This window comes from bacterium (assembly GCA_016873475.1).
In the GTDB taxonomy this organism is placed as follows: domain Bacteria; phylum Krumholzibacteriota; class Krumholzibacteriia; order JACNKJ01; family JACNKJ01; genus VGXI01.
The window spans coordinates 1-3868 of the sequence record VGXI01000259.1 but is presented as its reverse complement, the minus strand read 5'-3'; the positions used below and the strand labels follow the sequence as shown (position 1 = coordinate 3868).

Below are 3868 nucleotides of genomic sequence, written 5' to 3'. Positions count from 1 at the left end.
GCATCGGCCCCGACGGCACGGACGACCACGAGCCGCCGATCCGGACCGACGACGCGCTGCGCGACGAGCCCTCGTCCCACGCCGACGTGGTTGTGACTAATCCACCCTTCGGCAAGAAGTCCTCGATCACGATCGTGAACGATGAGGGCGACACCGACCGGCATACGCTCACCTACAGCCGCCCGGACTTCTGGTCGACGACCTCGAACAAGCAGCTCAACTTCGTGCAGCACGTGAAGTCGCTGCTCAGGGTGCACGGCCGCGCCGCCGTCGTCGTGCCCGACAACGTCCTCTTCGAGGGCGGGGCAGGCGAGACCGTGCGGAAGAGCCTGCTGCGCGAATGCGAGGTACACACCCTGCTGCGCCTTCCCACCGGCATCTTCTACGCCCAAGGCGTGAAGGCCAACGTGCTCTTCTTCGACCGCAAGCCTGGGGCGAAGGATCCCTGGACGAAGACCGTCTGGGTCTACGACCTCCGCACGAACAAGCACTTCACGCTCAAGACGAAGCGCATGACCCGCGCCGACCTCGACGAGTTCGTCGAGTGCTACCGCCCCGACGACCGAAATCGTCGCACGGCGACGTGGAGTGAAGAGACTCCGGACGGGCGCTGGCGGCCTTTCACCTACGACGAGATCCTTGCCCGCGACAAGGTCAGCCTCGACGTCTTCTGGCTCCGCGACGAGAGCCTCGAGGACTCCGCCAGCCTTCCCGAGCCGCACCTTCTCGCGCAGGAGATCGCCGACGACTTGCGCTCGGCGCTGGCCCAGATCGAGGACGTGCTCGGAGATCTCGAGCAGCGGGTCGATGGTCGCGAGGCAGAGGAATGATCCGCAGCGCACGGGAGTGGCGTGACTATCGCTTTCGGGCGGGCCAACCTTCAGAGGGCGCTCAAAAAGGCGATACACCTGGCGGTGTTTCGCGCCGCAGCTGATCGCCCCCGCGCAATTCCTGGCGCCAAACTGCTATTCCCCTGCGAGCATTGCCGCTAGGCTTCGCCCGTTCGCCCGTCCCCCGGCCGGCGGTCACCAATGTCCGCAGCCAGGCAATCCGGATCGACCCTCGCGCGGCGCGCCCTGCTGCTCGTGCTGAGCCTTGGCTTGCTCGCGCAGATCGTCCTCGGCCTCCATGCGCTCGCCGCGCTGAGCCGCGCGCCGCTTGCAGAGAGCGGCCTCACGGGGAGCCCCGGGCACCTGCGCGATCTGCCGGCGCTCAGCCGCGACGGCGGCTACCGCGTGCTCGCGGTGCGGCCCGGTTCCCCGGCGGCCGCGGCGGGGATCGCCGGCGGCGATCTCATCACCGAGTGGCAGGGAACGCTGATCGCCGCGCAGCCGGACGCCTGGTTCAAGGCGCTGCGCGAGGCAACTCCGCGCACGCGGTTCGCTCTCGTCTGGGAGCGCCAGGGCCGGGCACTCAGCGGCGAGATCCGCTTCGACGCCGCCAGCGCCGAAGCGCATCCCCGCCCACTCCGCCTCTGGTTGATCTACGCCCCACTGCTCTTGCCACCCTTGCTCCTCTTGCTCATCGGGGCGTTGGTCGGCCTGCTCCGGCCGCTCGACCCCGCGGCCTGGGCCGTGGCGCTCTGCCTCCTCGCGCTCGGCCAGAGCCTCTCCCTGTTCCTCGAGCGCACACCGCTGCTCGGCCTCCTCCCCATCTGGCTGCTGCTCGCGCAGCTCGCCCTCGCGCGCCTCGCCCTCTACCCACTCGCCCACTTCAGCCTTGCGATGCTCTCCCGCTTCCCCAGCGAGTCGCGCATTGCCCAGCGCCTCGCGCCCTGGCGCTGGCTGCTCACCCTGCCCTTCGCGCTGCTCGCGCTCGACGGCCTGCGCGACAGCCTCGTCCTCGGCGGTGCCGCCCCCCCGCTCGGCGCCCTCGGACTCCTCCTCGACCGCCTGGCCCACTGGGAGCTGTCCATCGTCCTGCTCGTCGCGCTCGCCATCCTCCTGCTCTGGTCGCAGCGCGGGAGCGCCACCGCGGGCGCGCATCGGCGGCGCGGGCTCATCGAGGTCGGCATCCTCGCCGCCTGCGCCGGCGCGCTCTGGTCGGTGCTGGTCTGGAAATCCGCATGGCACCGCGGGCTGACCACCGAGGCGGGCGGGCTCTCGCTGCTCTGGATCCTGAACTGGCTCGCACCCATTCTGCTCTTCTCGCTGCTGCCAGCCGCCTTCGCCTACGCCGTGCTCGCGCGCCGCGTCTTCGGCATTCGCCTGATCCTGCGCCGCGGCCTCCAGTACATGCTGCTCTCGCGCGGGGTGCTGGTGGCCGAGGGGATCCTCGTCTTCCTGATCCTGGACAACCTGCTGCGCATGGAAGCGGGACGCGCGGGCGGCACCGCCGCCGCGGCGCTGATCACGCTGGCCGCGGTCGCCGCCATCGGGCGCCTGAACCGCCCGTTGATGCGGCGCATCGACCGGCGCTTCTTCCGCGAGCGCTACGACGCGCGGCGCCTGCTGCTCGGCCTCGGCCAGCGCTTCGGCGCGATGGCGCGCAAGGGCCACATCGTCGAGGAGGCCACGGCGGTGATCGGGCGGGCCATGCAGGTGGAGTCCATCCGCTGCTTCGGGCTGGAGTCGGCGGACGCCACCGCGCGCTGGCAATTGCTCGCCGCGTATCCCGCGCCCGGCGCGGGCGAGGCGCCGGTGCCGGCGCCGCCGCCCGCGGCGCTCGGAGCGCTCAGCCGCGAGCAGCCCCTCGTCGATCTTCACGCCGGCATACACCCCGCACCCGCCGGCGAGGACACGGGCTACGAGCTGCTCGTCGCGATTCCCGGCACGGAGGGGCTGGCCGGTTGCCTGGCCCTCGCCGCGAAGCGATCGGGCGAACCTTTCGGCCGGGAGGACCGCACGCTGCTCGGCACGGTGGCCGGCCAGCTCGGCCTCGCGCTCGAGAACCTCGCCCTGCTCGAAGTCGCGCGGCGCGAGGCGCGTCACGCGCGCGAGCTCGAGATCGCGCGCCAGGTGCAGCAGCGCCTCTTCCCGACGCGCTTGCCGGCCTTGCCCGGCTGGGACCTCGCCGCCCTCTGCCAGCCCGCGCAGGCGGTGGGCGGCGACTACTACGACATCTTCCCGAGCTGCGACCAGCGCCTGGCGATTGCGCTCGGGGACGTCGCGGGCAAGGGCGTCGGACCGGCGCTGGTGATGTCCAGCGTCCAGGCCCTGATCCGCGACCGGCTCCAGCGCGGCGGCAGCGAGCTGCCCGCGCTGGCCCAGACGCTGAATCAGCATCTGCGCGAATTCACGGGGCCGAGCACCTTCATCACGCTCTTCGTCGGGCTGCTCGAGCCGGAGAGCGGGCGGCTCCAGTACGTCAACTGCGGCCACAACCCGCCCCTGCTGCTGCCCGCGGGCGGCGCGGCGCCCGTGCCGCTCGCCGAGGGGGGCAGCATCCTGGGTCTCTTGCCCAGGCTCGAATTCACGATGGCCGAGCTCGTGCTGCCGCCCGCGTCGACCCTGCTGATCTACAGCGACGGCGTGACGGAGGCCATCGGCCCCGGTGGCGATCAGTTCGGCGAGCCCCGCCTGATCGAACGCCTCGGCCGGCCGGCGCGCAGCAGCGCCGAGTTGGTGGGCGGCATCTTGTCTGACATCGCCGAGTTCGCCGGCGCCGAGGCCCAGTCCGATGACATCTCGCTGATCTGCCTGCGGCGCAGCCGCTAGGCCACGCGCACACTCGCGACGCGGCGGCCCCTACGCCGCCCCCCCCCTCGCGGGCCCCGCGGGCCTTGCTATGTCGACTACCAGTGCCGCATAATCAGAACAGCCAGCCAGCGAGGTGCGCAGTCATGCCCATATTGAGCTGGGCCGAGCGCAGGAGAGAGATTGCAGGGTGAAGGTGAGGTTCTATATCGACCCGGAATCCGGCGAGCCGC

At 71.3% G+C, this 3868-nt stretch carries 2 protein-coding genes; both read left to right on the top strand.

Going from position 1 to position 3868, the window contains the following annotated elements:
• Positions 1-830: SAM-dependent DNA methyltransferase (locus FJ251_14300; protein MBM4118876.1), on the top strand; the 830-nt coding region annotated here is incomplete at its 5' end.
• Positions 831-1031: 201 nt separating this feature from the next.
• A complete protein-coding gene (locus tag FJ251_14295) occupies positions 1032-3656 on the top strand; it encodes a PP2C family protein-serine/threonine phosphatase (protein ID MBM4118875.1) in 2625 nt (874 codons plus the stop codon).
• Positions 3657-3868 lie beyond the last annotated feature (212 nt).